At 65.1% G+C, this 24,254-nt stretch carries 22 protein-coding genes and 1 pseudogene; 7 read left to right on the forward strand and 16 right to left on the reverse strand.

The annotated features are described in order from the left end of the window. Positions 1-11 precede the first annotated feature (11 nt). From P0D89_RS13970 to P0D89_RS14005, 8 genes are all read right to left on the reverse strand, one after another. Positions 12-1,211, reverse strand: a complete 1,200-nt coding sequence (locus P0D89_RS13970) for an amidohydrolase family protein (RefSeq protein WP_408358486.1) — start codon at positions 1,209-1,211, stop codon at positions 12-14. Positions 1,212-1,283: 72 nt separating this feature from the next. Beyond that, a complete protein-coding gene (locus P0D89_RS13975; RefSeq protein ID WP_408358487.1) occupies positions 1,284-1,997 on the reverse strand; it encodes an ABC transporter ATP-binding protein in 714 nt (237 codons plus the stop codon). After that, positions 1,994-2,803 carry an ABC transporter ATP-binding protein gene (locus tag P0D89_RS13980; protein ID WP_408358488.1) on the reverse strand — a complete coding sequence of 270 codons (810 nt, stop codon included), beginning with the start codon at positions 2,801-2,803 and terminating at the stop codon, positions 1,994-1,996. Before P0D89_RS13980 ends, P0D89_RS13975 begins: the two co-directional genes overlap by 4 nt. Continuing rightward, positions 2,800-4,743 carry an ABC transporter permease gene (locus P0D89_RS13985; RefSeq protein ID WP_408358553.1) on the reverse strand — a complete coding sequence of 648 codons (1,944 nt, stop codon included), beginning with the start codon at positions 4,741-4,743 and terminating at the stop codon, positions 2,800-2,802. The genes P0D89_RS13980 and P0D89_RS13985 overlap by 4 nt, the downstream gene beginning before the upstream one ends. Before the next feature lie 164 nt (positions 4,744-4,907). After that, a complete protein-coding gene (locus P0D89_RS13990; RefSeq protein ID WP_149671018.1) occupies positions 4,908-5,492 on the reverse strand; it encodes an amino acid synthesis family protein in 585 nt (194 codons plus the stop codon). 83 nt (positions 5,493-5,575) lie between these two features. Further along, complete coding sequence (locus P0D89_RS13995; RefSeq protein WP_012426218.1) at positions 5,576-6,166, reverse strand: amino acid synthesis family protein; 591 nt, start codon at positions 6,164-6,166, stop codon at positions 5,576-5,578. Further along, entirely contained in the window at positions 6,142-7,098 is a 957-nt protein-coding gene (locus P0D89_RS14000; protein ID WP_408358554.1) for a UPF0280 family protein, read from the reverse strand. The genes P0D89_RS13995 and P0D89_RS14000 overlap by 25 nt, the downstream gene beginning before the upstream one ends. Positions 7,099-7,155: 57 nt before the next feature. Further along, entirely contained in the window at positions 7,156-8,769 is a 1,614-nt protein-coding gene (locus tag P0D89_RS14005; protein WP_408358489.1) for a 6-hydroxynicotinate reductase, read from the reverse strand. A 372-nt stretch (positions 8,770-9,141) separates the two neighbouring features. Between P0D89_RS14005 and P0D89_RS14010 the strand changes: the two genes are divergently transcribed. Continuing rightward, positions 9,142-9,915, forward strand: a complete 774-nt coding sequence (locus tag P0D89_RS14010) for a TetR family transcriptional regulator (protein WP_408358490.1) — start codon at positions 9,142-9,144, stop codon at positions 9,913-9,915. A gap of 58 nt (positions 9,916-9,973) precedes the next feature. On the opposite strand, the gene pcaC is transcribed toward P0D89_RS14010, so the two are convergent. The 5 genes from pcaC to P0D89_RS14035 all read right to left on the reverse strand — a co-directional run bounded on the left by pcaC (position 9,974) and on the right by P0D89_RS14035 (position 14,190). Then, complete coding sequence (gene pcaC / locus P0D89_RS14015) at positions 9,974-10,372, reverse strand: 4-carboxymuconolactone decarboxylase (protein WP_408358491.1); 399 nt, start codon at positions 10,370-10,372, stop codon at positions 9,974-9,976. Next, positions 10,369-11,160 (reverse strand): 3-oxoadipate enol-lactonase, encoded by a 792-nt coding sequence (gene pcaD, locus P0D89_RS14020; RefSeq protein ID WP_408358492.1) that lies wholly within the window; start codon positions 11,158-11,160, stop codon positions 10,369-10,371. The genes pcaC and pcaD overlap by 4 nt, the downstream gene beginning before the upstream one ends. 5 nt (positions 11,161-11,165) lie before the next feature. After that, complete coding sequence (locus tag P0D89_RS14025) at positions 11,166-12,545, reverse strand: 3-carboxy-cis,cis-muconate cycloisomerase (protein WP_408358555.1); 1,380 nt, start codon at positions 12,543-12,545, stop codon at positions 11,166-11,168. Positions 12,546-12,809: 264 nt separating this feature from the next. Further along, a complete protein-coding gene (locus tag P0D89_RS14030) occupies positions 12,810-13,469 on the reverse strand; it encodes a 3-oxoacid CoA-transferase subunit B (protein ID WP_408358493.1) in 660 nt (219 codons plus the stop codon). A gap of 13 nt (positions 13,470-13,482) precedes the next feature. Beyond that, positions 13,483-14,190, reverse strand: a complete 708-nt coding sequence (locus P0D89_RS14035; RefSeq protein WP_149671026.1) for a 3-oxoacid CoA-transferase subunit A — start codon at positions 14,188-14,190, stop codon at positions 13,483-13,485. 463 nt (positions 14,191-14,653) lie between these two features. Here P0D89_RS14035 and P0D89_RS14040 point away from each other — a divergent pair, with 463 nt between their 5' ends. From P0D89_RS14040 to P0D89_RS14050, 3 genes are all read left to right on the forward strand, one after another. Then, on the forward strand, positions 14,654-15,583 hold the full coding sequence (locus tag P0D89_RS14040) for a LysR family transcriptional regulator (protein WP_408358494.1): 930 nt from the start codon (positions 14,654-14,656) through the stop codon (positions 15,581-15,583). A 189-nt stretch (positions 15,584-15,772) separates the two neighbouring features. Beyond that, positions 15,773-16,411 (forward strand): GTP cyclohydrolase I FolE, encoded by a 639-nt coding sequence (gene folE, locus P0D89_RS14045; RefSeq protein ID WP_408358495.1) that lies wholly within the window; start codon positions 15,773-15,775, stop codon positions 16,409-16,411. 592 nt (positions 16,412-17,003) lie between these two features. Next, a complete protein-coding gene (locus P0D89_RS14050) occupies positions 17,004-18,035 on the forward strand; it encodes a VTT domain-containing protein (protein ID WP_408358496.1) in 1,032 nt (343 codons plus the stop codon). A 73-nt stretch (positions 18,036-18,108) separates the two neighbouring features. Here the strand turns inward: P0D89_RS14050 and P0D89_RS14055 are convergent. Continuing rightward, a pseudogene (locus P0D89_RS14055) lies at positions 18,109-18,662 on the reverse strand (GGDEF domain-containing protein); the annotation flags it as partial. Positions 18,663-18,967: 305 nt separating this feature from the next. Between P0D89_RS14055 and P0D89_RS14060 the strand changes: the two are divergent. Then, positions 18,968-19,561 (forward strand): short chain dehydrogenase, encoded by a 594-nt coding sequence (locus P0D89_RS14060; RefSeq protein WP_408358497.1) that lies wholly within the window; start codon positions 18,968-18,970, stop codon positions 19,559-19,561. A 203-nt stretch (positions 19,562-19,764) separates the two neighbouring features. Beyond that, positions 19,765-21,351 (forward strand): inorganic phosphate transporter, encoded by a 1,587-nt coding sequence (locus P0D89_RS14065; RefSeq protein ID WP_408358498.1) that lies wholly within the window; start codon positions 19,765-19,767, stop codon positions 21,349-21,351. A 97-nt stretch (positions 21,352-21,448) separates the two neighbouring features. Here the strand turns inward: P0D89_RS14065 and ppk2 are convergent, their stop codons facing one another. Both ppk2 and P0D89_RS14075 read right to left on the reverse strand, forming a co-directional pair. Next, a complete protein-coding gene (ppk2, locus tag P0D89_RS14070; protein ID WP_408358499.1) occupies positions 21,449-22,375 on the reverse strand; it encodes a polyphosphate kinase 2 in 927 nt (308 codons plus the stop codon). A 264-nt stretch (positions 22,376-22,639) separates the two neighbouring features. Next, entirely contained in the window at positions 22,640-23,044 is a 405-nt protein-coding gene (locus tag P0D89_RS14075) for a VOC family protein (RefSeq protein WP_408358500.1), read from the reverse strand. A 130-nt stretch (positions 23,045-23,174) separates the two neighbouring features. Here P0D89_RS14075 and P0D89_RS14080 point away from each other — a divergent pair, with 130 nt between their 5' ends. Continuing rightward, positions 23,175-24,218, forward strand: a complete 1,044-nt coding sequence (locus P0D89_RS14080; protein ID WP_408358501.1) for a S1C family serine protease — start codon at positions 23,175-23,177, stop codon at positions 24,216-24,218. Positions 24,219-24,254 lie beyond the last annotated feature (36 nt).

Genomic DNA, 24,254 nt, shown 5'->3' on the forward strand with positions numbered 1-24,254 from the left:
GCGGCGCGCGCTCAGAACACCACCGGCACTTCGGTGGCCGGCGGCGTGTTGCGGCTGCGCCGGCAGCGGATCAAGCCGTCGATCATCACCATGCCCACGCCCGGAATGTCGCCGAGCTGCACGCTTTCGAGCAGCGTGTCGGCTGCCGTGTGTTGCGCGCGGTCCATGAACACCAGGTCGGCGGGACGGCCCACTTCGATCAGGCCCTGGCGCAGATTGCGTTGCCGCGCCGTGTTGCCGGTCGCGAAGCAGAACGCGATTTCGGCGGGCACGTCGGCCAGGCTCGAAATCAGTGCGATCATCCGCAAGATGCCGAGGGGTTGCACGCCGGAACCGGCGGGGCTGTCGGTGCCGAGAATGATCCGATGCGGACACTTCAGTTCGATCGCATGACGCGCGGTCAGCAATGCGATCCGTTCGTTGCCGTTGTGGACGATCTCCAGAGCGCGGCTCGACTGCTCGCACAGGTCGCACACATGCCGGTACGACAGCGACGTATGCCCGCCGTTGATGTGGCCGATCACGTCGGCATCGGCGGCCAGCACCACGTCGCGATCGATCAGCCCCGAGCCGGGAATCGACGGGCCGCCCGTGTGGATCGTGCTTTGAATGCCGTACTTGCGCGCCCACGCGACCATCTGCGCGGCTTCCTCACCGCCCTTCACGCTGCCGAGGCCCACTTCGCCGAGCAGTTTCACGCCCGCTTCGGACAGCTCCTTGAAGTCCTCTTCGACCATGCCCTTCTCGATCACCGGCGCGCCCGCCATCACCTTGACGCCGCCGCCGACACCCGCGCCGCGCATCCCTTCGAACGACCGTTGCGCGGTGATCGCAAGCGCCTTCACGCCGAGCACATCTTTCGGACGACCAGGCAAATGCACTTCGCCGGCGGAGATCATCGTCGTCACGCCGCCGTTCAGATTCGATTCGATCCAGCCCATCTGGTTCTGGCGCGGCGTCCAGTCGCCGAACACCGGATGCACATGCGAGTCGATCAGGCCGGGCGCCACCGTGGTGCCTTTGCAATCGACCGTAGTCCGCGCGCCTTCGAGGTCGCAGTCCTTCTCCTTGCCGAGCGCGACGATCACGCCATCGTCGATCACCAGCGTGTCCGCGTCGAGAATCGGCTGGTCGATGTCGCCGGATAACAGCAGCCCAATGTTCGTTACCGCGACCTTGCCCGACAAGCCTGTCAACGTCTCTGCTGCCATCTGCTTCTCCTTTCGCAACGACTGCCTCGGCCACGCCGGCGTGCACCCCGCACGCCGCGCGCGCCGCTGGAATCACACGCTCAGATAAGCGCGCCTGACTGCTTCGTTCCGTGCGAGTTCGCCGATCGTGCCGCTAAAACGGATCTGCCCTTTTTCGAGCACATACGCGCGGTCGCTGACCAGCTCGGCGAAGTGCAGGTTCTGTTCGGACAGCAGAATCGATAGCCCTTCGCGCTTGAGTTCGAGAATCATGTTCGCCATCTGTTCGACGATCAGCGGCGCGACGCCTTCCGACGGCTCGTCGAGCAGCACCAGATATGGATTGCCCATCAGCGTGCGCGACACGGTCAGCATCTGCTGCTCGCCGCCGCTCATCTGGCCGCCTGGACGGCGAGGCATTTCGCCCAGATTGGGAAAGAGGCGAAACAGCTTTTCCGGCGTCCATTGCGGCGCGCCCTCGCGCGGCGGCTGACGGCCGGTGTCGAGGTTCTCCATCACCGTGAGATCCGCGAACACGCGGCGGTCCTCGGGCACGAAGCCCATGCCCATTCGCGCGATTCTGTACGGCGGTAACGCAGTGATGTTCTGGCCGCGAAACGTCACCTCGCCGTGACGGCGCGGCAGCAGACCCATCACCGCTTTCATCGTGGTCGATTTGCCGGCGCCGTTGCGGCCCATCAGCGCGACGACTTCGCCGCGGCCGACTTCGAGGCCGACATCGAACAGGATATGCGCGCGGCCGTAGAACGCGTTGAGGCCGGAGACTTTCAGCATCGGCTCGCTCATTGCAGCGCTCCTTGTCCCGCTTGGCCCGCCGCGGTGTCATCTAGCGGTGCGTGCGGCCGGAAGGTCTTGCCGGTGCCGAAATAGACTTCCTGCACGCGCGGGTCGTTGCGGATCGTTTCGGCGTCGCCCTCGGCGATCAGCTTGCCGCGCGCGAGCACGATCATGCGATCGGCGTAAGCGAATACAACGTCCATGCTGTGCTCGGTAAACAGCACGCCGATCTTGTGCCCGGTGACGAGACGTTTGGTCAGTGCCATCAACTCGTTGCGTTCCTTCGGCGCCATGCCGGCGGTGGGTTCATCCATCAGCAACAGCTTCGGGCGATTGGCGAGCGCAATCGCCAGTTCGACGCGTTTCACGTCGCCATACGCGAGCACGCCGCACGCGCGTTTCGCATCGGCGCCCATGCCGACCTGTTCGAGCAGCGCGAACGCTTCGTCGGCGTAGCGTGAGCCCGCGGGCTTCCAGAGGCCGAAAGTCTTGCGTTCGCGCGACACCAGCGCGGTCTGTACGTTTTCGAGCACGGTCATTGAATTGAAGGTCGCGGCAATCTGGAACGTGCGGCCGACGCCGAGCCGCCAGATGTCGCGTGGACGCATGCCGACCAGTTCTTGACCGTCGAGACGGATCGATCCGGACGACGGCTGCAACTGCCCGTTGACCATGTTGAAGCAGGTCGACTTGCCCGCCCCGTTCGGCCCGAGCAGCGCGAGCAGTTGACCGGCTTCGAGATCGAACGAGACATTGTCGACAGCCTTCAGGCCGCCGAACGATCTGGAGAGACCCGAGACGCGCAGCAAGCTCATAGTCCCTCCTTGATCGCGGCGGCGCGTTGCGACGGCGACACGGCGCTTGTGTCGGCGGCGTCGGCGGTGTCGTCGCCGAAACGCTCGCGAATGAAGCCGACAATCCCTTGCGGAAACGCGATCACCAGCAGCAGGATCGCGACGCCCAGCAGCGCCTGCCAATAGTCGGTCTGCCGCGCGACGGTGTCCTGCAGCCACGTGAACACGGCCGCGCCGACGATCGGTCCGCTCAAGGTCTGCAAGCCGCCGAGCAGCACCATCACGAGGCCGTCCACCGAACGGCTCACACTGATCACTTCCGGCGAGATCGTCCCCTTCGAGAACGCGTACAGCGATCCGGCGAGCCCGCAGAACAGCGCCGCGATCACGAACGCCGCCCACTGCACGCGCTTCACGTCGATGCCGATCGCCTCGGCGCGCAACACGGAATCGCGCGACGCCCGCATCGCGTAGCCGAGCGGCGAGAACAGCATCTTGCGCAGCAACCACACGCCGATCACCGCGCAGACCAGCGTCAGGTAGTAAAACGCCACCGGCGACGACAACCAGTTCGACGGCCATAAGCCGAGCACGCCATTGCTGCCGCCTGTCACGTCGTCCCACTGGAACACGACCGACCAGACGATCTGCGCGAACGCGAGCGTCAGCATCGCGAGATAAACACCGGAGAGGCGCACGCAGAACCAGCCGAACACCAGCGCGCCGCCGACCGCGAGCAGCGGTCCGAGCAACAGCGCGGCTTCCATCGGCAGATTCAGCACTTTGAGGAACAACGCGGCGCCGTATGCGCCGAGGCCGAAGTAAGCGGCGTGGCCGAACGAATGCATGCCGCCCGGTCCCATGATGAAATGCAGGCTCGTCGCGAACAACACCGCGATCAGGATTTCGACCAGCAGCACCGGCATATACGGAAACGCGTTAGCCGCCAGCGGCGCGAGCACGAGGACCAGCAACGCGAGCGCGGCCAGCCACTTCAGGCGCTTGCCCGCCGGACGCAACGGCGTTTCCGGCGCCGCCATCCCACGCACCACGGCGCCCGCGCGGCCGAGCAGACCCCAGGGCCGCACCACCAGCACGACCGCCATCACGACGAATTCGGCCACCAGCGTAAAGCGGCTCAACGACAAGCCGACACCGAGGATCGTCACATGGCCGATTCCGATGCACAGCGCCTTGATCTCCGCGATGATCAGAGCGGCGACGAACGCGCCCGGAATCGAACCCATGCCGCCGACCACGACCACAACGAACGCATTGCCGATGGTCTCCAGATCCAGCGACAGATTCGCCGACATGCGCGGCCCTTGCAGCGCGCCGCCAAGACCGGCGAGAAACGCGCCGACGAAAAACACGCCGGTAAACAGCCACGCCTGATTGATGCCGAGCGCGCCGAGCATCTCGCGATCCTGCGTCGCGGCGCGCACCAGCGTGCCCCAGCGCGTGCGCGTCAACGCGTACCACAGCAGCAGCAACACCACCGGCCCGATTACGATTAGCGCGATGTCGTAGGTAGGCAGCGGATGGCCGAGAAAATCGACCGCGCCGGCCAGATGCGGCGCGCGCGGCCCGAACAGATCTTCGGGGCCCCACAGCCACAGCGCGGCGTCGCGAAAGATCAGCACCAGCGCGAAGGTGGCGAGCAGGTGGAACAACTCGGGGGCCTGATAGATGCGCCGCAACACGATCATCTCGACCAGCGCGCCCAGCACCGCGACCACCAGCGCGGCAGCCAGCACCGACAGCCAGAAGCCGCCCGCCGTATGTCCGAAGCGGCTCGCAATGCTGTACGCGACGTAGATGCCGAACATATAGAACGAGCCGTGCGCAAAGTTGACGATGCGCGTCACGCCGAAGATCAGCGACAAACCGGCGGCGACCAGAAACAGCGTCGACGCGTCGGCGAGTCCGTTGACCAGCTGTACCAGCAAATTCGAAAGCATCACGACCCTCGGCAGCTTGCTGAACGGCGCATGCGCGGCAGGCGCAGACGGCGCGATCGGCAGATCGTTGCAGCGCGTGCGGCCCCATGCGCGCACGCGTCAACGGCGGGACAGTAACCCGAAAGAATTCTCCTTGGGAAGCGGCGAAGCAACCGGATGCAAACTCAGCGCAAACCGTCTTCGCCCTTGATCTCACTCACCTGCAAGCCGCCGATGCGCGGCAACGGCCGGCCCGACGCGGTCACCGCAACCGCCACGACGATTTCATTCGCGCGCGGCGCGTCCGACACGCGCGCCTCGATCGCATCGAAATGACTGCGCACGAAGGCGGCATCCTTGTGGCCGAGCGGCACGTCGATCGCGGTGCCGAGCGTGCCCATCTTCTTCGCCGACGGCACCAGCGCCGCGCCCTTTTCGACTGCGGCCCGCAGCGGCGCGCCGAGCTTCGGGTGCAGGATCGCGGCCGCATGTTCCAGCTCGCCCGCCTCGCCGACGATCGCAGCCTTGCCGTAGCTTTGCGCGTCGCCGGGCGCGATGCCGAGCGCCTCGACGCACCGGTTGCCGAGCAACGCGCCGAGCTCTTCGCCGGCTTCGATCAGCGCGTCGAGTTTGGCCTCGTAGCGGCCCGCATACGGATTGTCGATCACCGCGATCGCGACCGCGCGACGCGCGGGTGGATCGATAGCCTGGCCCATTTCAATGCGAGTTTCATCCACCTGCACGACCAGCTTGCGAAGCTTGATTGCCATTTCGCTCTCTCCGGATTTCGATGCCTGTTGCGCGTTGTTCGATATTGCGGCGCTGCCACTTTTCGCTGCGTCGATGCAACGCTTCAACGCAAACCGTCCTTGCCTACGATCGCCTCTTTCGCGAGGCCGCCGACGCGCGCATGTACGCGCTGCCCCGTGCTCATCACGAGGATGTACACGAGTTCGTCGGCGGCGGGCGCGCCTGGGACGCGCACTTCGATCGCGTCGAAGTGGCTGCGCACGTAGCTCGCGTTGACATGTGTGAGCGGCACGTCGAGCGCGGTGGACGGCGCGCCGACTTTTTTCGTCGACGGCACGATCGCGTTGGTCGGCACGCCGTTTTTCTCCAGCAGTTCACGCATTGCATAGCCGCCGGGTACATGCCACAACGCGCCATGCTCGAGTTCGCCGCGTGCGCCGACGATCGCGCCCTTGCCATAACTTTCGATCGACGCGTGCGGCACCGCCATCGCCGCGAGCAGCCGTTGCGCCATATCGAAGCCAATGGGTTTGAGCGCTTCCATCGCGTGCTCGATTTTCGCTTCGTAGCGGCCGGCGAACGGGTTGGTCATCACCGCGGCAATCGCGCCGCGTCTGAGCGGCTGCGCGGGCGCGGGGCCGAACTCGTGGAAGATATCTTCGACGTGCGTCAGCACGCGGCGTATTTCGAACACGGAGCCTCCGTTATTGTAGGGGCGCGACGCGCGGGCAACACGGCGATTTCATGAATGCCGGCGACGCGCACCCGCCCTTGCAGGAACAGCGCGGCGCCTTCGATCAAGCCTTGCTCTCGCAGACGCTGTGCCACAGCTACGCCGCGCGCAAGCGCGAGTTCGATCAGCGGCTGCGGTAACGCAGGGACGTCGACGGTGACGAGCAAGTCGCCCAGATCGCTATCGTCCTTCAACGACGACGCCGGACGACGTACGATTCCCGCATGGTCCAGTCCATGTTCATGGTCCAGATTCACTGCGTTCGCGATCATCGTCGCGGCGGCGTCGGCAGTGGCGGCGTCGCGGGCGAGCACGGTCACGCTGTCGGCGATGCCCAGGCTGAAGCTGCGGCCGCGCCAGCCGCTGGTCGCGATGCCGCGCACCGGCACGCTCGCGTCGAGCGTCAGGTTGGCGTCGAGCGCATGATCGCGTGAGAGATGCGCGCCGGAGCAGTTCGCGAGATCGGCGAACACGCCAACGCGGTACTGCTGCCCTTCGGTCAGATAGAGTGCGATGTCGCCGCCATTGTTGATGAACGCGCGCGCGACGCCTTCGCGCGCGAACGCCGCGATCAGTTCGTCGGCGACGCTGCCCGCTACGGCCGCCATCGGCGTGATGTAACGCTCGCGATATGGATGGCACGCGGACCACATGCGGCGCGCCACCTGGCCTTTCAACGCGGTGTCGTGCAACGCGGCGTCGGACGGCACGGGCTGCCGGAGCAGTTTCAACTCGCCGACCAACTCGGGCAGCACATCCGCGAAACGCGCCCAGCATGCGTGATACGCGGCCTGCACCGCGGCCGGCTCGCCGTCGGCGCCGAGGATCAGATCGATCGGCCCATGCTGCCAATGCCAGCGGTTTGCATCGAGCCGGGTGCGGGTGGGAGTCATCACGTTCGTCGCTTTCGTCGTGTGGGCATGTGTTTCGTGTTGGCGGGCGACGCGCGGTCAGCCGAGCATCGGCGGCATCGCGGGCGGCCACGGATTGTCGGGATTGCGCACCAACGTGCGGCGCGCGAGCGGTGCGCCTTCCGTATGTCCGGGTCCGTTCGCCAGCACACTCTCCATCGAGCGCACCGCGTCGAGATGGCCGCCGAGGTCACGATACGCGTCATACGTCATCGTGAATTCGATCGGCGCGACGATCGCGGGTGTGGGCACCGTGCCGAAAGAGCGGTCGGGCATCCGCGATACATCGACCATCACGGTGATGCCGCCACCGGGCCACACATACGCCGGCGCGCCGCCGCACGTCACGTTGACCAGCTTCTGTTTGATCGCGCGCGTGAGCAGCACCGGGTTCTCCGTGGCGCCCGCGCGCAGACTGCCGCCCGCGCCGCCGAGAAACAGCACCGTGGCGAGCGACGGCTCGCAGTTCTCGCCGATGCGTTCGACCGTGCGGCGCACCGCGTCCGGCATCGGCGCGATACGCGGCACGAGATCCCGATCGAGTTCGTACCACTGCGCGTGTTCGCCCGTGGTCGACACCATCAGCAATCGCATGCCCGGTTTCGCGACGTTGGGGTCGAAGCCTTCGACGATCGCCAGCGGGTCCTGAATGTCGGTGCCGCCCCAGCCGGTGCCGGGATTAGCGACCTGAAAGTAGCGGCCGGGCGTCGATTTGCGTCCGCGAATCTTCAGCCCCGAGCGCGTCATGCCGAGGCATCGGCCGGCCTGGTGTTCGGTAAGCACGCCGGTGATGTGATCGTCGACGACCACCACTTCGTCGGCATGACCGAACCATTGCTTCGCGAAGATGCCGATGGTCGCGGAACCACAGCCCACGCGCATGCGCTGTTCCTCGACGCCGTCGACCACCGGTGCCGCACCCGCGCGAATCACGAGACTCGCGCCGCCGTCGATGGTCAACTCCACCGCTTCCTTGTTGCCGAGCGCGAGCATCATGTCGCACGTTACGCGGCCTTCTTTCTTGCTGCCGCCGGTCAGATGGTGCACGCCCCCGAGGCTCAGCATCTGCGAACCGTACTCCGCGGTGCTCACGTGGCCGACAATCTCGCCGTGACAGCGCACGTTCGATTGCTCCGGCCCGAGAAAGCGATCGGTGTCGATTTTCACCTTGAAGCTGCAGTAGCTGAAGATGCCTTCGGTGACGACAGTGATCATATCGACGTCGTCGAGCTTCGACGCAACGATGAAAGGCGCGGGCTTGTAGTCGGGATAGGTGGACGATGCGCCGATGCCGGTGACGAATAGCGCCTCGTCGGCGGCGCGATCATTCGCTCCGGACGGCGCACCGAATTCGACGGTGGGTTCCGCCTCAGGCCCACTTGCGCCCGCTTCGGCCACTAACGGCGAGCGCGCGAGAAACACCACCGGATCGACGCGGATCAGCCGCCCGTCCGCATTCGCGTAACGATCGCACGCGCCGGTGCGCCCTGCCGATATCTGGCACAGCACAGGACACGCATTGCATTCGATCTTGTTCGACGCCATGCGCTCGCTGCGCGGCGCCGCCTTGTCGAGCACGGTAGGACCCGGTGTCGACGCGGTTTCGCCGTCGACACTGTCCGCGCCGAAATCGACCTTCGTATGTTCTGTCATGGCGGGGTTCCCATACGACGACATTACAAGCGGTCCTGCCCGACTGCCAAATCACCCTTGTTTCAGGGGACTTTTGCGTGGCACGCCCATTTTCATGTTGCGGCCACTCACCATTGATGTAGTATCTTCTACACCAAACTCGATTGAAATCTACTCGATCAAAATAGACTGTGCAACGTGTTTCCGGCCGCGCGAGAGAATGTTGCGACGCGGCATCGGCGGATGAATCACGCTTCAATCTACGCCGAAGCGGCGCGGCGCGCAGCACCTGAAGCGGGCGGTATGATGATGGCGCGAGCATGCCTCGCTCGTGCACGAGTCGCTGCCGTGCATGCCGTTTTATTGACACCAACAAAGAGATCCGAGACCGCCATGAGTCCCACTGCCGTCCGCAAGCCGGGCGCCACCGGCATCCGTGCGAAACAGGCGCAGGACACTCGCGCCAAGCTTCTGAAAGCGGCAATCAAGGTCTTCGCGAAACAAGGCTATGCAAGCGGCCGCGTCGAAAGTATTTCGAAGGCCGCGCGTTCGCACGACCGTATGATCTATTACTACTTCGGCAGCAAGGAACAGTTGTTCGTCAAAGTGCTGGAAACGATCTACACGCAGTTCAACGAAGCGGAAAGCAAACTCGATCTCGATCTGGACGATCCGGTCCACGGCCTAGAACAGATGGTCGAATTCGTCTGGCAGTACTACCTCGATCATCCGGAGTTCGTCACGCTGCTGTCGAGCGAAAATCTGCACCAGGGCAAGCACGCGAAAAAATCGCTGAAACTGAAGGAGATTTCGGGCTACGCGATTTCGGTCGTGCAAAAGTTGTTGGACGCCGGTCACGCGCAAAACGTGTTTCGCGCCGACATCAGGGCGCGAGACGTGTATCTGATGATCGCGTCGCTCGGCTATTTTTATAACGCCAACCAGTACACGTTGGGCGCGTTTCTCGGCGAGCCGTTGATGGAGAAGGCGGCGCTCGAACATTGGCGCGAGGTCATCAAGGACACGGTGTTGCGTGCGGTGCGTTTGCAGTTGCCGGAGAGTGCGGCGGCGAACCCGGCGGCGGGTGCAACTGCGGCTGCGGTCACGGCTTCGGCGAATGACAGCGGAAAGGAAAGCGAAAACGAACACGGGCGCGGCGCTGCATAAACGAACGCGCGCCGGACAAGCGGCGCGCGTTTCATTGCGAGACTACAAACGAACAGCGTTACGGCTTTGCGGCTGCCGCCGCGTCGTCTTCGCGGAACAGTTTGTCCGCGAGGTGAAACGCCGAATTAGCCGCCGGCACACCACAATAAATCGCCGTTTGCAGCAGCACTTCCTTGATCTGCTCGCGCGTCACGCCATTGTTCTTCGCGGCGCGCAAGTGCAGCGCGAGTTCTTCGCTGCGATTGAGCGCAACCATCATCGCGATGGTCAGCAGGCTGCGCGTATGACGCGGCAAGCCGTCACGCGTCCAGATTTCGCCCCACGCATAGCGGGTGATCAGGTTCTGAAACTCTTCGGTCAACTCGGTGCGGTTCGCGAGCGACCGGTCGACGTGCGCGCTGCCCAGCACCGCGCGACGCACGCCGAGCCCAGCTTCGTAGCGGTCCTCGTCGTTCATTTCGTCTCCGTCAGGAAATCGAGCACGGTCTTCGTAAAAGCGTCGGCCTTCTCGATGTTGGAAATGTGCGAAGCGTCCAGTTCGACGTAACGCGCGCCCGGAATCGACTGCGCGAGTTCGCGGCCTTGCGCGGGCGTCGCGGCCAGGTCGTGCGTGCCGCTGATCACCAACGTCGGCAGCTTGATGCCAGCCGTTTCGGGACGCAGATCGGTCGCGTCGATCGCGTCGCAATTCGATGCGTAGCCTTCCTTGTCGGTGTGCACGAAGACATCGCGAATCATCGCCAGCACCACCGGCTCGCGTTCGAAGTAGTCGGCCGTGAACCAGCGCGGCAGAACCGCGTCGGCCAGCGCGAGCATGCCTTCACCGCGCGCCTTCGCGGCGCGCGGCACCCACACTTCCGGCGAACCGATACGCGCCGCCGTATTGCACAGCACCACACGCTCGAAACGGTCGCCATGACGCGCGGCCAGCGCGACGCCGGTCAGGCCGCCCATCGAGATCCCGCAGAAATTCGCGCGGGCGATCTTCAGCGTATCCATCAGGCCGAGCACGTCGCCGGCCAACTGGTCGATCGAGTACGGACCCTTCGGCGCTTCCGAGTGGCCATGACCGCGCGTGTCGTAGCGCAGCACGCGGAAGCGTTTGGACAGCGCCGCGACTTGCGGCGTCCACATGGACAGATCGCTGCCGAGCGAATTCGACAACACGATCCACGGCGCGTTGCCGTGACGGTCGCCGTCGATTCGATAGTGAAGCTCGGTGCCGTTGACTGCGGCGTAGGGCATGCCGGTTACTCCTTGGAATGGGCGCGCTGGGCGCGCGTGGTGTGAAGTGCCAGCGCGGCGTCCACATAAGCGTGCGCCTGACCGACGTATTGAGCGGGATCGAGTAATTGCTTCAGACGCTCGAGCGGAAGATGCGTGGTGACGGCCGGGTCGGCGGCGAGCACGTCGAAGAGCGTCTGCCCGTCGCGGATCGCGGCTTTCGACGCACGCTCGACGAGGTGATGCGCGTCGAGCCGGCCGATGCTGTCGCCGAGCGCAAGCATGACCGCTTCGCCGAGAATCAGGCCATGGGTGACGTCGAGATTCGCGGCGAGGCGCGGCACGTTCACGTTCAGCCCGGCGGCGATCTGTTCGACGTTGGCGAGCGCGCCGCCCGCGAGGCGCGCGAGGTCCGGCAGCGCGTCCCACTCGGCTTGCCAGCCGCCGAGCGCGCGCTCGTGCTCCTGTACCATGCCGGCGAACACGGTGGCGACCAGCCCCGGCGCGCGCGTGGCGGCGGTCAGCACGGCGGCGCAGCCGACCGGATTGCGCTTGTGCGGCATCGTCGACGAACCGCCCTTACCGGCAGCAGCGGGCTCGGCCAGTTCGTCGATTTCGGTTTGCATCTGCAATGAGATGTCGCGCGCGATTTTGCCGAGCGTGCCGATCAGCATGCCGAACAGCGACGCCGTTTCAGCGATGCGGTCACGCTGCGTGTGCCACGGCAAGGTGGGCACCGCGAGACCGAGTTCTTTCGCGAGCGACTGTGTGACTTGCGGCGCGGCTTCGCGCAGGCTCGCGAGCGTGCCTGCCGCGCCGCCGAATTGCAGCACCAGCACACGAGCGCGCAATGCATCGAGCCGCTCGCGATGACGCAGCAGCGCGTCGAGCCATTGCGCGAATTTCAGGCCGAGCGTGATGGGCAGCGCCTGCTGCAACCAGGTACGGCCGATCATCGGTGTCGCGCGATGGGTGGCCGCGAGTTTCGCCACGGCGTCGCAGGTGGATTGCAGGCTCGCGTCGAGCAGATCGAAGGTGTCGCGTAATTGCAGCACCGTCGCCGTGTCGATGATGTCCTGGCTCGTCGCGCCCCAATGCACGTATTTCGACGCTTCGGCGTCGGCCGCTTTGACGCGTGCGGTGAGCTGCTTGACGAGCGGAATCGCGAGGTTGCCGCCGAGCGCGGCGTCGCGCGCGAGCGCGTCGGCGTCGAGCTGATCGGCCTGGCAGGCCGCTTCGATCGCGGGCACGGCGGACTGGGGTATCACTTGATGCGCGGCCGAAGCGCGCGCGAGCGCGGCTTCCACATCGAGCATCCGTTGCAGCGTGGCACGCGGCGCCCAGATGTCGTTCATCGGCTGTGTGCCGCAAAGAAGGCCGGTCAGACGGGCGCTGGAGTCGAGCATGATGACGTCGATGTTCGAGGGAATCGGGAGTGAAGGTTGCATGCGGGCAGAGCGCGGTGCGTCACGATGCGATACGTCGACCCCAAGCGCCAGAACGCTAAAGCATCGCCCGCCGCCGCATGAACGGTACACAGTGCCGCACGCGGGGTTGCGCTGTATTGTGCGCCAAACGCGGTCGGTCTGTCGCCGAGGTTGTCATGCAAGCGTGCATGAGACTGGCGCCTCATGCGCGCTTGCATAACCGGAAGACGTGGCGGGGCCGCGTCAGGCCGCGCGAGCCGCCTGCGTACCGTCGGTCAGCGGCACACCGGTCAGCTTCAGCAGCTCATCGAAGTCGATGTCCGAGAAAATCTCACGCACCACGAGGCCCTGCTCGGTCACGTCGATCATCGCGAGGTCGGTGTAGATGCGGTCGACGCAACGCACACCCGTCACCGGATACGTGCACTCGGCGGCGATCTTGCTTTCGCCCTGCTTGGTCAGGTGCTCCATCATCACATACACCTGCTTCGCGCCGATCGCCAGATCCATCGCGCCGCCGACCGCCGGAATCGCGTCGGGCGCGCCGGTGTGCCAGTTCGCCAGATCGCCCTTGGACGACACCTGGAACGCGCCGAGCACGCAGAAGTCCAGATGGCCGCCGCGCATCATCGCGAACGAATCCGCGTGGTGAAAGTAAGCGCCGCCCGTCAACAGCGTGACGTGCTGCTTGCCGGCGTTGATCAGTTCGTCGTCTTCCTCGCCTTTGGCGGGCGCCGGGCCCATGCCGAGCAGGCCGTTTTCGCTGTGCAGGAAGATTTCCTTGTCGGCGCCGAGGTGGTTGGCCACCAGCGTCGGCACGCCGATGCCGAGGTTCACGTAAGCGCCTTCGGGGATGTCCAGCGCAACGCGCTTGGCCATTTCATCGCGGGTCAGTTTTTTCATGTCGGTCTCCGGTTCAGGCAGCAGCGTCGTGAGGATTGGGCGTCGGGGCGTGTGCCGCTTGCGGCACTGCAATCACGCGCTGCACGAAAATACCGGGCGTCACGATGTTTTCCGGATCGAGCGCGCCGAGCGGCACCACTTCCGACACCTGCACGATCGCGGTTTTTGCCGCGCTTGCCATGATCGGGCCGAAATTGCGGGCCGTCTTGCGATAGACGAGGTTGCCCCAGCGATCGCCCTTGTACGCCTTGATCAGCGCGAAGTCCGCATGCAGCGGCGACTCCAGCACGTAATGCCGGCCGTCGATCAGACGGGTTTCCTTGCCTTCGGCGAGCTTGGTGCCGTAAGCGGTGGGCGTGAAGAAACCGCCGATGCCCGCGCCCGCCGCACGAATGCGCTCCGCCAGGTTGCCTTGCGGCACCAGTTCGAGTTCGATCTCTCCCGCGCGATACAGCGCGTCGAACACATACGAGTCGGTCTGGCGCGGGAACGAGCAGATGATCTTGCGCACGCGCTTGGCCTTGAGCAGCGCCGCGAGGCCGATGTCGCCGTTGCCCGCATTGTTGTTGACGATGGTGAGGTCGCGCGCGCCCTGCTCGATGAGCGCGTCGATCAGCTCGGACGGCATGCCGGCCGTGCCGAAGCCGCCGATCATGACGGTCGCGCCGTCGTGAACATCGGCGACCGCCGATTGAAGTGACTCGAAAATCTTGTTGATCATGTCGAATTTCCTTTTGGGGCGCTGCGTGCCGTGGAGCTGACTGCCATGGGCCGGCAGCGCTGCCGCGGAACGGTCTCCGGGCCAATGCGGGCGGCGGCTCGCGCAGTGGGGATGCAAGCTGGCGCCTTCGGTGGGTTCACTGTCGATTTGTTCGATGTATGAACATGGATTCGTTTAGCGAACGTTCCGGCGATTATGGTTGCCCTTCGGGCGGGTTGTCAAGGCGGGGAAATCCCCTTAATCATAGGTTCTTGTCCGCGACAATGACGGGTTCGCTGGGCGCGACCGGTTGTTAGCGGTGAGCAAGGTACAGGCCCGCCGCGCCGCATGCGGCATGCCGCGCGCCGGTCCGTCAAAGGAAAAACCTACTATCTACAACGGCGATTTCTCGGCTACCCTCTATGTCACTGGCGAATAGCCGTACACTCCCCGCCTTATCCAGCGCCGCAGGCAAATCAAAAGCATGTCCGAGACACAACTGGATCTGAACCTGATCCCCTATCTGGTCGCAATGGAAGACGCCCGCAACGTCAGCCGCGCCGCCGAACAGCTCGGCGTGAGCCAGCCGCGCGTGAGCACCGCGTTGGGCCGCCTGCGGGAATACTTCAACGATCCTCTGTTCGTGCGCACGTCCAAAGGCATGGAGCCCACGCCGCGCGCGCTCGCGATCCTGCCCGCCGCCCGCGACGCGCTGCTGCGCATCGAGAAAGGCATGCTCGACGTGCAGGACTTCGATCCGGCCACCAGCACCCATACCTTCTCGATCGCGCTGTCCGATGTCGGCGAGATCGTGTTCCTGCCGCGGCTTCTGCAACTCTTTGCCGAACGCGCGCCGTGCGCGAATCTGCGCTCGGTGACGCTGTCGCCGTCGCAGGTGGAACGCGGCCTCGAATCGGGCGACGTCGACCTCGCGGTCGGCTATTTCCCGGACCTCGCGGGCAACAACTTTTTCCAGCAGCGGCTCTTCACGCACCGTTTCATATGCCTGATGCGCACGGGGCATCCGCTGTCCAAGGCGCCGCTCACGCTCGCGCAGTTCGTGGCAGCCGGTCACGCGGTGGTGCGCGCCGAGGGCCGCAGCCAGGAAGTCCTCGAACACTACCTGGAAAAGAAACACATCAAGCGCCGCGCGGTGCTCGAAACGCCGCACTTCATGAGCCTGCCGTTCATCCTCGCGCGCAGCGATCTACTCGCGACGGTGCCGCACGCGATCGGCTTCGCCTATGTGTCGGAGCATGCGTCGATCACGCTGGTCGAGCCGCCGCTGCCATTGCCGCGCTTCGATCTGCGCCAGCACTGGCATCGCAAGTTTCACAACGATCCGCGCCTGAGCTGGCTGCGCGGCGTGGTCGCCGAACTGTTCAACGACGCGATGGACGAGTGGCCGAAGTGAACCAAACGGGAGTTGTCCGGAAGCGGCCCAGAGCGGTCCCGAAGCGATCCCACGATAGTCCCAACGGCTGCGCCCCGACTCCCAAAGGGGACATCGACACGATTGAACGCAAAACATGGAACAATGGCCGCACTCATTGAACCCGCGCGCTCCGTACTGGGTCGACGCGCGATCCCGGAGGAGCAACGCATGACCAGCAGCAAGGCAAAGAAAACCAAACCCGCAGCGGCCGCGCAACGTCCGAGCCGCGATGAAGCTGAAGCCGCCGTTCGCGTGCTGTTGCGCTGGGCCGGCGACGATCCGCAGCGCGAAGGTCTGATCGACACGCCGGCGCGCGTGGTGCGCTCGTACGAGGAGTTCTTCGCGGGGTATCAGGTCGACCCGCGCGAGATTCTCGCCCGCACCTTCTCCGAAGTGGACGGCTACGACGAGATGATCGTGCTGAAAGACATCCGCTTCGAAAGCTATTGCGAACATCACATGGTGCCGATCATCGGGCGCGCGCACGTCGCGTATTTGCCTGGGCATCGGGTGGTCGGCATCTCGAAGCTGGCGCGCCTCGTCGATGCGTTCGCCAAGCGGCTGCAGATTCAGGAAAAGATGACGGTGCAGATCGCCGACACGTTGAACGAAGTGCTGCAACCGGCGGGCGTCGGCGTGATACTCGAAGCGGCGCACCAGTGCATGTCGACGCGCGGCGTGCACAAGGCCGGCGTGACGATGGTCACGTCGCGCATGCTGGGCACGTTCCGCACCGATCCATCGACGCGCAGGGAGTTTTTGTCGATCGTTGGGAACCCGGGAGTGGTGTCGGTCGCGAATACCTGAGCGGAAACCGGGTGGAGCGGCGGGCCGGGCTGTGAGGTGTTTCATGCCGCCCCTTTGGGCGGCACGCTCACGCTACCACTTTGGCCGCTGCCTTAGCGGCTCCTTCGCGCCGCGCCAGTCGGCGCGAGCGCGATCCTCAGCCCGGGTTTGCGCGCCGCTAGCCCGCCTGGTGCTTGCATATCCCCACACGCAAAACCCGGCACGGTCCTCACGGCACAAAACCGAGCGCGGCGCGTTCGCGTCGACGGACAAGGCTGCCGGTCCAGACCATCGTCAGCGCTCAAAGCAGACACCCCGTCTATCCCCAGGTTCATGCGCGGACATCCCCAGTCCGGCTCGAAACCGCACACAACCCGCGCGGCAACCACACCGCCTCGCCAGCCTCGCCGCCCAGCGCTCGCCACGAACCGACCGCGTGATCATGCGGGCGCCCCCTACGCCATCCCGGCCCACGATCCGTCGGGTATGCTGAGCGCACGGAGCACCGGTTGGACAAACGATCCACCGGCCCGCGCGTCGGGAACAGCCCTTGCATGAGCGTCGGGCGACCTCGAAACTCGCCGGCCCAACCGCATTAACAGGAGCTCCTCAATTGGTAGAAATTCCGTCTTCGGCGGTTTCAACCTGGGGCGGCGCAGCCGTGTTTGTCAACGTCATGTTGACGCGTCTCGGCGTGCCAATCCCCGCGGTTCCGATGCTGCTGTTCGCGGGTTCGGCGATCGCCGCGGGCACCCTCTCCTTCTGGCCGATCCTCGGCGCGGCGGTCCTCGGTGCGATGATCGGCGATGGCACCTGGTTTACCGCCGGCCGCCTCTATGGCCGCAAGCTGCTCGCTGCGCTCGGCCGTCTGTCGCCCGCCGTCGATTCGAAAGTCGAGACCGCCCGCTCGCTGTTCGAGCGCTTTGGCGTGCCGCTCGTGTCGGTCTCGAAGTTCGTCCCCGGGCTCGGGCTCATCACGCCGCCGCTGATGGGCAGCACCGCCGTCGACAGCCGCATCTATGCAGCCTGGGATCTGACGAGCGTGGTTGCGTGGGCCACGTTCTGGCTGCTCGGCGGCGCCGCGGCGGAGCGGGAGTTGCACATGCTGCTCGGGTTCGTCAGATCGCGCGGCGGCACGGTCGTCGATATTCTGTTGGGCACGGGGCTGATTTATCTGCTGTACCGTCTACATCTGCGACGCCGCGAGCGGCGCAAGTTCGCGGACACGGCGGCGCAACGTGCCGCTCGAGCAAGGCGCCGCATTGCGCCGCCCAGGGTGCTCGACGCGCGTCCCGCCGGGCCGGCGCTCGATGGGCCGCGCCGCATTCCCGGCGCGCTGGCGCTCGATCCTCACTCGCCCGAGCAGTTGAACGACGCGCTGCGCGCCTATGACAGCGTGATCTACTGCATCTGCCCGGACAGTGCGACCGCCAGCGAAGTCACGCAGCGCATGCGCAGCAATGGCTACACGCGGATTCGCGCATTGCCCGGCGGGCTCGACGCATGGCAGCGGCGCGGCTTTCCGGTCGAGCCGCTTGCGTCGGCGGACGATTTGGGTGGCCAACGCGTGCTGCAGTCACGCGGCGACACGCGCGGCGCGATCACGCTGCGCGGGTTTGCGCCGCGCAGCAGTCCAGGCACGTGAGGCCGCCGGCCGGGACACGCATTGGCTGTCGCCGCGCCGCGCTCAATGCTCATGCTCGCACTCAACTTCACTTTCACGCCGACGAGTCCTTCGCCATCGAACGCGCCGTCCACTGCGCCGAGCAGATCCGGTTGCGCCCGCCCGTCTTGGCCGCGTGGAGCTGCCGGTCGGCGGCGGCCAGCAGATCGAGCGCGTTCTCGCCCTCGGCCGGCACACAGCTCGCGCAGCCGATGCTCACCGTCACCGCGATGTTTTCTCCGTTGCTCTGCTCCACATGCTGGCCCTGCACCTTGCGGCGGATTTTCTCCGCGACGCCGTACGCACCCTCGGCCGCCGTTTCCGGCAGCACCACCGCGAACTCCTCGCCGCCATAGCGCGCCACGACGTGGATCGAGCGCCGCACCGTCGCCGAGATGCATTCGGCGACCGCGCTCAACGCCTCGTCGCCGCACGCATGGCCGTATGCGTCGTTGAATTGCTTGAGTGATCGACGTCGATGAACAGCACCGACAACGGCCGCCCGCTGCGCCGCGCGCGCCGCCATTCTTCGTCGAGCCGGGAATCGAGCACCCGGCGATTGCTGAGGCCGGTCAGCGGGTCGGTGGCGGCGAGGCGCAACAACGCGGCTGTCTCGCTTCATCGCTGCGCCCCCTGAATCCATTGTTCTTTGCAGCGTAGCAAAAATAGTTCGTCACGGAAAAGCACGCGCATTTCTCGGCCGGCACGCATCGAAGGAGCGCGATGCATGCTTTTTGCTAGTGAACGAAGCGTGATGTTCACGCGTGATGTCCGCGTCCCACCCCGTGGCTGCATGGCACAACGCGCTGCGGGCGACTATCTTTGAACCTATGATTCGGCGCTGGGCCGATGCGCGAGTCCGCGCGTCATATCGGTCGGGCTGTTAATGCACATGGCTTTGCTTAGGAGGATGTATGCGAATACTTATCGTCGGTGCGACGGGGCTGATCGGCGGCGAGATCGTCAAGCTGCTCTCGGCCGAACACGAGATCGTCACCGCGAGCCGCAAGGGCTCGGATCTGCACGTCGACCTCTCCGACAAACCCAGCATCGAGTCGATGTACCAGCAGGCGGGCACGTTCGACGCTGTCATCTGCGCGGCAGGAGCGGCGAAATTCGCACCGTTGGCCGCGCTTTCCGACGAAGACATCGCGTTCAGTCTCGCCAACAAGCTGATGGGCCAGGTCAACCTGGTGCGTTGCGGCGCGGCTCACGTGTCGCAAGGCGGCTCGTTCACCTTGACGAGCGGCGTACTCGCGCAACAGCCAATGGCGGGCAGCGCGGCGGTGAGCATCGTGAATGCGGGCGTGGAGGCGTTCGTCCGTTCGGCTGCGCTCGAATTGCGCGGCAAGGCCCGCGTCAACGTGGTCAGCCCAGGCTGGGTTGCCGAGACACTGGAGTCGATGGGCCGCGATCCGTCGCAAGGCGTGCCTGCCGCGATGGTCGCGCAAGCGTACAAACGGAGCCTCGGCGGCAGCGCCAGCGGCGAGGTGATCGGCGCTTCGTGAGCGCCTCGCCAATATAGGTCTTTTCGGATATCTGACTATCTTTATCCGCCACCGGCCGCGCGACGAATCGGCGCACCCGGCCCGGCCGGCGGGGCCGAAGCCCGCACAGAGGGCGCGCGCGCGACCGTCACGCCACTGTCATCATTGCGACACACAGGCCTCTCACGATCGTAAGTTCCGCGACAAACTCTGGGGCTCACGTCATGCCGGAACTTTCGTATCCGCAACCTGGTGCTGCAGGCAGTAAGGGGCGCAATCTCAGCCTCTTCGTTTTTATCGCCGTGATCGTCGCCGGTGCAATCTACTGCGCCGTGCATCTGCTGGACGATTTGCAATCGGTTCGCGAGAGCTCGGCTCTGCCCTATCTGTTGCTCGGCGTCGCGCTGCTGATCGCGCTCGGTTTCGAATTCGTCAACGGCTTTCACGACACCGCCAACGCGGTCGCCACAGTGATCTACACGCACTCGCTAACGCCCAACATCGCGGTGGTGTGGTCCGGGGCGTGGAATTTTCTCGGCGTGCTGACCTCGAGCGGCGCGGTTGCATTCGGCATTCTGCAATTGCTGCCGGTCGAGCTGATTCTGCAGGTGGGCAGCAGCGCCGGCTTCGCGATGGTGTTCGCGTTGCTGATCGCGGCAATCATCTGGAACCTCGGTACCTGGTATTTCGGACTGCCGTCGTCGAGCTCGCACACGCTGATCGGCTCGATCATCGGCGTGGGCCTGATGAACCAGTTGATGCACGGCACCAACGGCACGAGCGGCGTCGACTGGAATCAGGCGCTCGGCGTCGGCAAGTCATTGCTGTTCTCGCCGGTGGTGGGCTTTCTCGCGGCCGCTTTGCTGCTGCTGATCCTGAAAGCGGTGGTGCGCGTCCCCGAGTTGTACGCGGAGCCCAAAGGCAAGGCGCCGCCGCCGTTCTGGATTCGCTGCCTGCTGATTCTCACCTGCACGGGCGTGTCGTTCGCGCATGGTTCGAACGACGGCCAGAAAGGCATGGGCCTCATCATGCTGATCCTGATCGGCACAGTGCCGACCGCGTATGCGCTGAACAAAGCAGTCACGCCGGCGCAAACGCAAACCTTCGTCGCGGTCGCGCAGCAGACCACGGCGACGCTCGCCCTCTATACGCAAGGCGCCGCGCCGTCGGCGAATCCGCGCGCCGACGTCGAAGCGTTCGTGCGCACCCGTCAGCTGACGCCCGCCACGTTGCCCGCTTTGCAGCAGTTGACCGAGCAGATCGGCAAACAGGTCGGCGCATCCGGGTCGATGGCCGCCGTGCCGCAAAACATCGTCGATAACGTGCGCAACAACATGTACGTCGCGTCCGAAGCGATCCGCCTGATGCAGAAAGCGCAACAGCCGGTGTTCGCGCCGGAGCACGCCAAGGTCATCGCCAACTTCAAGGCGCAAACCGATCACGCCACCAAGTTCATCCCGACATGGGTCAAGGTGGCGGTGGCGATTGCGCTGGGTCTGGGGACGATGGTCGGATGGAAGCGCATCGTCGTGACGGTCGGCGAGAAAATCGGCAAGCAGCATCTGACCTACGGCCAGGGCGCGTCGGCCGAAATGGTGGCGATGGTGACGATCGGCGCGGCCGACATGTACGGCTTGCCGGTCTCGACGACGCACGTGCTGTCATCGGGCGTGGCCGGCACGATGGCGGCCAACGGCTCGGGCCTGCAATGGGGCACCGTGCGCAGCCTGGTGCTCGCGTGGGTGCTGACGCTGCCGGTGTCGATCGCGTTGGCGGCCGGTCTGTACTGGGTGTTCCGGATGGTGTTCTAACGACGCCCGGCCAGGGGCGGCCGGTTTCGCGACCGGTCTTGCCTCTGCATGAAAAAAGCGCGGCCAGGCCGCGCTTTTTCATTGCACCACGCACCGCTCAATACACCTCGGGCACGATCATCGAGTTGGGCACCGGCTGGCGGCTGTACTCGTCGTTATAGACGCGCGCCGGCAATTCGATCTGCGGATGCTCGATCTCGTGATACGGCACCTGGCTCAGCAGATGATGAATACAGTTCAGTCGCGCGCGCTTCTTGTCGACGGCCTGCACGACCCACCACGGCGCCTCCGGAATATGCGAGCGCTGCAGCATCACTTCCTTGGCCTGCGTATAGGCTTCCCAGCGGCGCCGGCTTTCCAGGTCCATCGGACTGAGCTTCCACTGCTTCAGCGGATCGTGAATGCGGTTCTGAAAGCGGATTTCCTGCTCTTCGTCGGTAATCGAAAACCAGTACTTGAGAATCTGCACGCCGCTGCGCACCAGCATCTTTTCGAATTCCGGCACCGAGCGGAAAAACTCTTCGTACTCTTCGTCGCTGCAAAAATTCATCACACGCTCGACGCCCGCACGGTTGTACCAGCTGCGATCGAACAGCACCATTTCGCCGCCCGCCGGCAGGTGCGACACGTAGCGCTGGAAATACCATTGCGTGCGCTCGCGATTATTCGGCGCCGGCAGCGCCGCCACGCGGCACACGCGCGGATTGAGCCGCTGTGTGATGCGCTTGATCGCGCCGCCCTTGCCCGCCGCATCGCGCCCTTCGAAGATGACCACGAGGCGATGGCCGGTCTGCACGATCCAGTCCTGCAGCTTGACGAGTTCGCCCTGCAAGCGGAACAGCTCGCGGAAATACAGCTTGCGCGCTTCGCGATGCTCGGGCGTGAAGCCATCCGCGCCGTCGATGATGCGGTCGTCGACCTCCATTTCGAGTTCCTCGTCGTAGGCGTCGATGAGGTCTTCCTCGAAACGGCGCTGCCGCTCTGCCAGCCATTCGGCTTCAGGTCTCGAATCCTGCTCTTTCATTGCGGCTCTCCAGGCAACAGAAATGGTTAAGCGCGCGGCGGCCAGCGCGACGCGAACGCGTTCGATTATCGAAGCGCCAGGTGTCAGCCGTGTTACCACCGTGGCCACCCGGGCGGCTCGCCGGCGGCGGGCGTGCGTTCGCTTGGGCGCCGCATGCTTGCGCACGTGTGCGGTTAGCACGCGTTGTGAACTTCATGATAGCGAGTTTTGCACGAACGTCCGGCGCTAATGTAATGGGCTAAAGCAGCGGCCTAAAGCAGCGGCCTAACCCAGCGGCCGCGCGAAACTGAGTTCGTGGCCGTCCGGATCGGTGATGTGGAAATAGCGCTCGCCCCACGGCGCGTCGGACGGTTCGAGCGATGGTTTCAGTCCGGCTGCCAGCGCTTTGCGGTAGAACGCGTCGACGTCCGATACGTAGAAGATCACGCGGCCCCACCAGTTGACCGGCGCGCGTGTATCGGCAATCAGGTTCAGGTACGAACCGCCGAACGTGAACGATGTAAACGCCTCACGCGGACCGCCGAACTTGATCGGGAAGCCGAGCGCTTCATAAAACGACACGGCGCGCGACATGTCGTGCGTGGCGAGCGTGATCGCACTGAGCGATTCGATCTGCGATTCGGCCGAGGTCGATGCGCTGGCGGAGGATGACGGCGTGGCTGCGGACATTGGGTGTCTCCTTGTGGCGTGGGCGAACCAAGTGTCTCACAGCCAGCCCCAACCCAACCCAACCCCCACCCGCCCTTGAAAACCCCCGCCGCGCCCTGCATCTGCGGGTCCGCTAATCCGGAGCATCGCCATGGGAAGCCGTCCACGCTTCATCGATGACCTGTCGCGCGCCGCATCCGACGCCCCCGGGCCCCAGTCACTCAACCCCTTATCCGACGACGCCCTGCTCGACGCCTATTCCCGCACCGTAATCGGTGCGCTCGAACGCGTCCAGCAGGCGGTCGCCTTCATCTCCGTCGAACGCCGGCTGCCCGGCGAGCCGTCCGGTCGCGGCCGAGGCGCGCGCGGCGGCACCGGCTCAGGCTTTCTGTTCACGCCCGACGGCTACCTGCTCACCAACAGCCACGTCGTGCATGGCGCCACGCACATTCGGGTGACGCTCGCCGACGGCGCGAAATTCGACGCGGATCTGGTCGGCGACGACCCCGGCAGCGATCTGGCGGTGCTGCGCGTCGGCTCGCCTGAACCGCTGCCGCACGTCGAACTCGGCGAATCGTCGAAGCTGCGCGTCGGCCAGATTGCGATCGCCGTCGGCAATCCGCTCGGCCTCGCGCAAACCGTGACGACGGGCGTGGTGTCGGCGCTCGGCCGCTCGCTGCGCTCGAACTCCGGCCGCATGATCTACGACGTGATCCAGACCGACGCCGCGCTCAATCCCGGCAACTCGGGCGGCCCGCTGATCAATTCGGCGGGCCAGGTGATCGGCGTGAATACCGCGATCATTCCCGGCGCGCAGGCGATCTGCTTTGCCACCGCGATCGACACGGCCAAATGGGTCATCATGCAGATCTTCGCGCATGGCCGTGTGCGGCGCGCCTATATCGGCGTGGCCGGCACCACGACGCCGCTATCGCGTCGCGTGCAGCGCTATTTCGGTTGGAGTTTGGAAAGCGCCGTGCACGTGATGGAGATCGTCAAAGGCAGCCCGGCCGCGCTCGGCGGTCTGCGCACCGACGACACCATCGTCGCGATCGACGCGCAGGCCGTGCACGACGTGGATAGCCTGCAACGCACGCTCGACGTGTCGCGTATCGACAAGCCGGTCAACGTCACGGTGCTGCGGGGCGCACAACGGCTCGAACTCACGTTGACGCCGGTCGAGCAGGCGGGTTGATCGATGTAACGCTCCGGTCGCTTCCAGCGCATTTGC

It is taken from the genome of Paraburkholderia sp. RL18-085-BIA-A, assembly GCF_046027075.1.
Lineage (GTDB): Bacteria > Pseudomonadota > Gammaproteobacteria > Burkholderiales > Burkholderiaceae > Paraburkholderia.

Excerpts from the sequence above, each read along its gene's own strand:
- P0D89_RS14075 (WP_408358500.1), bottom strand. The coding sequence starts at position 23,044 with ATGTCCGCAGCCACGCCGTCATCCTCCGCCAGCGCATCGACCTCGGCC.
- P0D89_RS14030 (WP_408358493.1), bottom strand. The coding sequence starts at position 13,469 with ATGAAAAAACTGACCCGCGATGAAATGGCCAAGCGCGTTGCGCTGGAC.
- P0D89_RS14010 (WP_408358490.1), top strand. The coding sequence starts at position 9,142 with ATGAGTCCCACTGCCGTCCGCAAGCCGGGCGCCACCGGCATCCGTGCG.
- P0D89_RS14080 (WP_408358501.1), top strand. The coding sequence starts at position 23,175 with ATGGGAAGCCGTCCACGCTTCATCGATGACCTGTCGCGCGCCGCATCC.
- P0D89_RS13980 (WP_408358488.1), bottom strand. The coding sequence starts at position 2,803 with ATGAGCTTGCTGCGCGTCTCGGGTCTCTCCAGATCGTTCGGCGGCCTG.
- P0D89_RS14065 (WP_408358498.1), top strand. The coding sequence starts at position 19,765 with ATGCCGGAACTTTCGTATCCGCAACCTGGTGCTGCAGGCAGTAAGGGG.
- P0D89_RS14035 (WP_149671026.1), bottom strand. The coding sequence starts at position 14,190 with ATGATCAACAAGATTTTCGAGTCACTTCAATCGGCGGTCGCCGATGTT.
- folE (WP_408358495.1), top strand. The coding sequence starts at position 15,773 with ATGACCAGCAGCAAGGCAAAGAAAACCAAACCCGCAGCGGCCGCGCAA.
- P0D89_RS13990 (WP_149671018.1), bottom strand. The coding sequence starts at position 5,492 with ATGGCAATCAAGCTTCGCAAGCTGGTCGTGCAGGTGGATGAAACTCGC.
- P0D89_RS13970 (WP_408358486.1), bottom strand. The coding sequence starts at position 1,211 with ATGGCAGCAGAGACGTTGACAGGCTTGTCGGGCAAGGTCGCGGTAACG.
- P0D89_RS13985 (WP_408358553.1), bottom strand. The coding sequence starts at position 4,743 with ATGCTTTCGAATTTGCTGGTACAGCTGGTCAACGGACTCGCCGACGCG.
- P0D89_RS14000 (WP_408358554.1), bottom strand. The coding sequence starts at position 7,098 with ATGACTCCCACCCGCACCCGGCTCGATGCAAACCGCTGGCATTGGCAG.
- P0D89_RS14025 (WP_408358555.1), bottom strand. The coding sequence starts at position 12,545 with ATGCTCGACTCCAGCGCCCGTCTGACCGGCCTTCTTTGCGGCACACAG.
- ppk2 (WP_408358499.1), bottom strand. The coding sequence starts at position 22,375 with ATGAAAGAGCAGGATTCGAGACCTGAAGCCGAATGGCTGGCAGAGCGG.
- P0D89_RS13975 (WP_408358487.1), bottom strand. The coding sequence starts at position 1,997 with ATGAGCGAGCCGATGCTGAAAGTCTCCGGCCTCAACGCGTTCTACGGC.
- pcaD (WP_408358492.1), bottom strand. The coding sequence starts at position 11,160 with ATGCCCTACGCCGCAGTCAACGGCACCGAGCTTCACTATCGAATCGAC.
- pcaC (WP_408358491.1), bottom strand. The coding sequence starts at position 10,372 with ATGAACGACGAGGACCGCTACGAAGCTGGGCTCGGCGTGCGTCGCGCG.
- P0D89_RS14060 (WP_408358497.1), top strand. The coding sequence starts at position 18,968 with ATGCGAATACTTATCGTCGGTGCGACGGGGCTGATCGGCGGCGAGATC.
- P0D89_RS14040 (WP_408358494.1), top strand. The coding sequence starts at position 14,654 with ATGTCCGAGACACAACTGGATCTGAACCTGATCCCCTATCTGGTCGCA.
- P0D89_RS14005 (WP_408358489.1), bottom strand. The coding sequence starts at position 8,769 with ATGACAGAACATACGAAGGTCGATTTCGGCGCGGACAGTGTCGACGGC.